The 6,071-nt window shown below is 34.8% G+C and carries 3 protein-coding genes and 1 pseudogene; 3 read left to right on the top strand and 1 reads right to left on the bottom strand.

Annotation, left to right across the window (positions count from 1 at the left end):
• The first annotated feature begins 110 nt into the window (after positions 1 to 110).
• The 3 genes and pseudogenes from HKP48_RS08125 (at position 111) to HKP48_RS12265 (ending at position 3,681) form a co-directional block, all read left to right on the top strand.
• Positions 111 to 1,421, top strand: a complete 1,311-nt coding sequence (locus HKP48_RS08125; RefSeq protein ID WP_296344677.1) for a type I restriction endonuclease — start codon at positions 111 to 113, stop codon at positions 1,419 to 1,421.
• A pseudogene (locus HKP48_RS12270) lies at positions 1,304 to 2,598 on the top strand (HsdR family type I site-specific deoxyribonuclease); the annotation flags it as partial. The gene HKP48_RS08125 and the pseudogene HKP48_RS12270, both read left to right, overlap by 118 nt.
• 42 nt (positions 2,599 to 2,640) lie before the next feature.
• Complete coding sequence (locus tag HKP48_RS12265) at positions 2,641 to 3,681, top strand: DUF3387 domain-containing protein (protein ID WP_363928607.1); 1,041 nt, start codon at positions 2,641 to 2,643, stop codon at positions 3,679 to 3,681.
• Between the two features lie 46 nt (positions 3,682 to 3,727).
• On the opposite strand, the gene HKP48_RS08110 is transcribed toward HKP48_RS12265, so the two are convergent.
• Positions 3,728 to 5,056, bottom strand: coding sequence for an aspartate kinase (locus HKP48_RS08110; protein WP_296344671.1), 1,329 nt, complete (start codon positions 5,054 to 5,056; stop codon positions 3,728 to 3,730).
• Positions 5,057 to 6,071 lie beyond the last annotated feature (1,015 nt).

Raw genomic sequence — 6,071 nt, 5'->3', positions numbered from 1 at the left:
ATACTTGAGCGGATTAAGAATAATAATCAACGCCTAAAGGAGTTTGCATTATATGCCATTACAGGGCAATCCGCTTGGGAATTATGGAGAACAAGTACTAATTCAGTCATATATTAGAATATAGCCTAGACCAATTAGTAAATCAGGGATATACCTGTTTTAATGGTACAACTATTTCACCAATTGGCGAGAATCCACAACGTAAAAATTTTAATTCAGTAGTATTAGAAAATCATTTTAAGGAGTCGCTCAAAAAATTAAATCCAACACTTCCAGAATCAGCACGTTTAGAAGCTTACCAAAAGGTAATCAATCTAGGTACAGAGGATATCATGGAAAACAATGAGCGTTTCCATACGTTACTAACCAATGGCGTAACCGTAGAATACACCAAAGAAGGCAGAACTAAAGGCATTAATGTAAATTTATTAGATGTAGAAAATCCAGAAAACAATAACTTTTGGGTAGTCAATCAATTGGTGGTTAAAGAAAACAATAACGAAAAACGGTTTGATGTTGTCATTTATATCAACGGTTTGCCTTTAGTGTTTATAGAACTTAAAAGTGCTACAAGCGAAAAAGCAACTTTGCGTAGAGCTTACAACCAGATACAGAATTACAAAAAGGCAGTACCAAGCATTTTTTATTACAACGCTATTTGTGTGATTTCAGATGGCATAGATACAGGCTCATCAAGCGTATCTGCACCATTTTCTCGTTACTTATCTTGGAAAGCACCTAATCCCTCTTACTCCCTAAAGGGAGTACCGGTGCGTTTTAAGCCTTCTGTTTTAAATTCTTCGAACAAGTCTATCTACCCAGTTTTAAAGGAAAGAGCCGAAAGTATGAGATCTAATCCAACAAAAGCAGAGGCATTTTTATGGGAGAAATTAAGGGCTAATAAACTAGGTGAAAAGTTTAGACAACAGCATATTATTGACCAGTACATTGTTGATTTTGCCAGCTTAAAAGAAGGTTTAATTATTGAGGTAGATGGTGAAATTCATAATCATCAAAAAGAAGCAGACCAAATACGAACAGAAGTTTTAGAATCTTTAGGTTATAAAGTACTACGATTTACTAATGAAGAAGTAATACAAGATTCTGAAAAAGTAATTAATAAAATTAAAAACGAAATGATAGCTAAAACCAGACCCTTTAGGGATGGGGCAATGGGTTTAGCGGCTACAGAATTGCAAATTCTCACGGAATATATGCTCAACAAAAAAACGTTGGTTGAGCTTATACGCTATTGTACAGTTTTTGAAAAAGAAGAAAAGAAAGACGAGAAAACAGGAATCATATCTCAAGTAAACATCAAAAAAGTTGGTGCTTATCATCAATATTATGCGGTTCAAAAACAGTTGAGCAAACCTTACGAGCAACAAATAGTGAAGAAGGAGACCGTAAAGTTGGCGTAGTTTGGCATACACAAGGTTCTGGTAAATCCTTATCAATGGTCTTTTATAGCGGACAAATTATTACGCATCCGAAAATGGAAAACCCAACCATTGTAATGCTTACAGACCGTAATGATTTGGATGACCAATTATTTGGTACGTTTGGTAATTGTGTGGGTTTATTACGGCAAACACCCGTACAAGCCGATAGCAGAGAACATATAAAAAATTGTTAAAAGTTTCTGGCGGTGGCGTAATATTTACAACCATTCAAAAATTTGCGCCAGCTTGGGGCAACCTGCCTGCCGGCAAGGCAGGCGTTTACGAAAACTTATCAGACCGAACGAATATTGTTGTCGTAGCAGATGAAGCACACAGGAGTCAATATGGTTTTTCTGGTCGTGTGGTAGAAACAGATGATGGTTCAGAAATAAGATACGGAAATGCCAAGTATTTGCGTGATGCCTTGCCTAATGCTTCTTACATTGGATTTACAGGAACACCAATTGAAAAAGAAGATAAATCTACACCTGTCGTTTTTGGAGATTATATTGATGTTTATGATATAAAACAAGCAGTAGATGATGGAGCAAACGTTCCTATCAGTTATGAATCTCGTTTGATAAAAATTAAACTAGACGAGAAAACAACTAAGAAATTAGATGAAGAAATAAATACTATATCCGACGCTACCGAAGAACAATTAGAAAAAGCCAAAAAGAAAACAGCCACTATTGATGCTGTAGTTGGGCATAAAGACCGTTTAAAAGATGTTGCAAAAGATATAGTTACACATTTTGAAGCACGTCAAAACGTATTTGAAGGAAAAGCAATGATAGTGGGTATGACACGAAATATTTGTGTTCGATTGTACAATGAAATTATTGCTTTAAAACCAAAATGGCATAATGATGATTTGGGCAAGGGAACGATTAAAGTCATAATGACAAGTGCTACAGACGACCCAGCAATTTTTCAACCACACCATACCACCAAAAATCAAAGAAAAGATTTAGCAACAAGAATGAAAGACACTAATGATGAACTAAAATTGGTCATTGTTCGTGATATGTGGCTCACTGGTTTTGATGCACCAAGTATGCATACCTTGTATGTAGATAAAAAAATGCAAGGAGCTAATTTAATGCAAGCTATTGCGAGAGTAAATAGAGTGTATAAAGATAAACCAGGCGGATTAGTTGTAGATTATATTGGAATTGGTCAAGACTTGCGTAAGGCAATGGCAACCTATTTGCAAAGTGGTGGCGAAGGTTCGCCGGTTGTAGATATAAAAGAAGCGATTGCAGGAATGAAAGAGAAGTTTGAAATCGTAGAACAAATGTTCAACGCCTGCCTGCCGGACAGACAGGGTTTTGATTTCAAGGAATATTTTAAAGTTGATACTGCTCAAAAGTTACAAGTCTTATTAGGTGCTCAAAACTTCATTTTAGCAGACCAAAAACTAAAAGACCGCTTTCTCAAAGAAGTAACTTTGTTATCAAAGTTATTCGCAATGTCAATTCCAAGTCCAGAAGCAGAAATTTTAAAAGACGGAGTGGCATTTTTTCAAGCTGTGAAAGCACGATTGAATAAGTTTACAGGAAGTGGAATTAAATCTGATTATGAAGTAGAAACAGCCATCAAACAAATTGTAGATGATGCTTTATCAAGTGATGGCGTAATTGATGTTTTTGAAGCTGCAGGTGTTGAAACACCTTCGGTTAGTATTCTTTCAGATGAGTTTTTGTTAGAAGTTAAAAATATGCAACAAAAGAATGTTGCTTTCGAACTTTTGAAAAAGCTATTAAGTGATGAAGTAAGAATCAGAAAAACAAAGAATTTAGCACAAGGAAAGAAGTTTTCTGAAATGTTAGAATCAATTGTAAAACGTTATCACAACAATCAAATAGATTCAGCACAAGTTTTAGCAGAACTATCAGAAATCGCAAAAGAAATGCGATTGGAAGACAGCAAATCTGAAGATTTAGGACTAACACCAGAGGAATATGCTTTTTATAGTGTCTTAAAACAAAATGACTCTACAAGCTTTTTGAATGATGACAAAATGAAAGAATTGATTCATACGATTGTCGATGTCATTAGAAAAAACGCAACTGTTGATTGGAGCAATCGTGATGATGTAAGAGCAAAATTAAGATTGACCGTAAAAAAAATATTAATGAGATACGGCTATCCGCCAGATATTGCGAAACTGGAAGCTGACCGAGTATTAAGACAAGGAGAAGCACTTGCGGAAATGTTTTCAACTGGGAATGAATAAATAGTCAAATCTAAAAGCGCCTTTCGGCGCTTTATTCAACTAAAAACTAAGCTAATACGGAATAACCATTAAACACGTAACGCTGAAGTTTTTGCAAGGTTTCTAACTTATCGCTGGTATTTACCAACAAGGAAATATTATTATTGCTTCCGCCATAGGCAATCATACGTATAGTAACATCTTGTAAGACTTGGAAGAGTTCTGGCGTATCTGGATGGTAAATAATTTGATTACCGACGAGGCAAACAATACTCATATAATCCTCGACTTCGACCTCAGCAAATTTTTGGAGCTCAGTTATAATGTTTTCCAAATTTGAGGTATGGTCAATGGTTAAAGACACGGCTATTTCAGATGTGGTAATCATGTCAATCGCCGTTTCGTAGGTTTCAAAAATCTCAAAGACTTTTTTAAGAAAACCGTGCGCCAATAACATGCGTACCGATTTTATTTTTATGGCTGTAATACCATCTTTAGCGGCAATGGCTTTAATGCCTTCGCCATGTGTTTGGTTAGTAATTAGCGTACCATGTGCATCGGGTGCCATGGTATTTTTTAGTCGTAACGGAATATCTAAACGACGTACCGGCATAACGGTTTGCGGATGTAATATTTTTGCACCAAAATAGGCCAGCTCAGCAGCTTCGTCATAGGATAAATAGGATAATGCTGTGGTATCGTTGACGTATCTTGGATCATTGTTATGAAACCCATCGATGTCTGTCCAAATTTGTACCTCATCGGCTTCTAAAGCGGCGCCAATTATGGTGGCTGTATAATCGCTACCGCCACGTTTCAAATTGGTAATTACCCCATCGGCATCTAAGCTTATAAAGCCTTGTGTGATGTACACATCTGCTGATTGTTGGCCATCAATAAGACGCGACAAGTTCTGCTTAATGTAAAAATTATCGGGTTCGCTATTGCGGTCAATACGCATAAAATCTAAGGCTGGCAATAAGGCCACACTAAAGCCTTCTTGCTCTAAAAAACGACTAAACATATAGGTAGACAGCAACTCTCCAATAGCCAAAATACGGTTATGATGTTGTAGATTATATGTTTTTGTAGTCACTTGGTTAAGCTGGCTAAAAATGGCATTGACATAATCGCTTACATCTTTTCTAAGTACTTTCTCATGAAGCAAATCGTAAACCGCAGTGTTATAGTGTTCATTTAAAGTATTGATTTGGTCACGTGCCAAAGCACTATTGCCAATTGCTATAGCTTCTGATATCGCTACCAATGCATTGGTAGTACCAGACATGGCCGATAATACAATTATTTTTTTTTCTGGAGTACTGATAATGTCTTTAACATGATTCATGTTAATTACCGAACCGACTGATGTGCCTCCAAATTTGTAAACCAACATAACTTCTTTTTTTTACAAAAATAGTATCGAGGTAAATTTCAATACGAATAATTAGAATAAATAGTTTACTTTTACACAATGTGTTAATTATATAACATTTTGATAAACATGAGATAATTAACATCTTCGACAGGCTCAGACTGACATTAAAATACGCTATTAGTTTAATTCCTAATTTGAAACATGTAAGCCATAGTGATTTGTTATTTTGTCAAATGAGAGTAAAAATGTCTCGATGAGCTTGACGAAGTCTATGTTATTTAAAAATTTATTTGAATCTCCGTAATGAGTAATAATTAAAATTTCAAACTCATTCTGTAACATTGAGCGTGGTCGAAATACCTTGTAAAACAATACTTTAGATTTCTCGACTATCGCTCGAAATGACAGAGAAATCATTAAATTTTTTTTTTATGATTAAAAAAGGATAGTCAATAAAATTTATTACGACTAGAGTCTAATGAAGTTTTACTACGTTTATAAATTATTATGTTCTGATAAGACGTATTATGTTGGTATAACAAATGATTTAGAAAGATGAGTCACACAACATAAAGGAAAAAGTAATAAGTTTAGTTACACCGCACAAAGATTGCCTGTTGATTTAAAATGGTTTGTACAATGTAATAACCCTTCAGAATCTATAAAGATTGAAAAAAAATTAAAGATTGGTCTTACAGAAAAAAGCGACGCTAATAGAAGAAAATTGGGATGATTTGATATTGTTTTCAAAGAATTATACCGAATATGGAAATAAAATTAATGATAACTGGATGCTATGATGTCTTTAATAGGCTAAGACTTATAGTGCAAAGTTTGATTTAAGAATACTCAACTAAACCACTATGGACTGCAAGTCCATAGGTTTCTTTAAGCAATGAAATTGCTTTTTAAAATTATAGTGAAGATGAAATTTAGAAGAATTATGAAGCAAATCGACAATAAAAAGTTTGTAGAAACTGAAAGTCTTGCACTAAAAGTGCATAGTTTCAACTAACGAATGAGACCAATGAAA

It is taken from the genome of Winogradskyella sp. (assembly GCF_013042245.1).
Taxonomy (GTDB): Bacteria; Bacteroidota; Bacteroidia; order Flavobacteriales; family Flavobacteriaceae; genus Winogradskyella.
The sequence above is the reverse complement of the archived record's forward strand: the minus strand, read 5'-3'. Positions and strand labels throughout refer to the sequence as shown.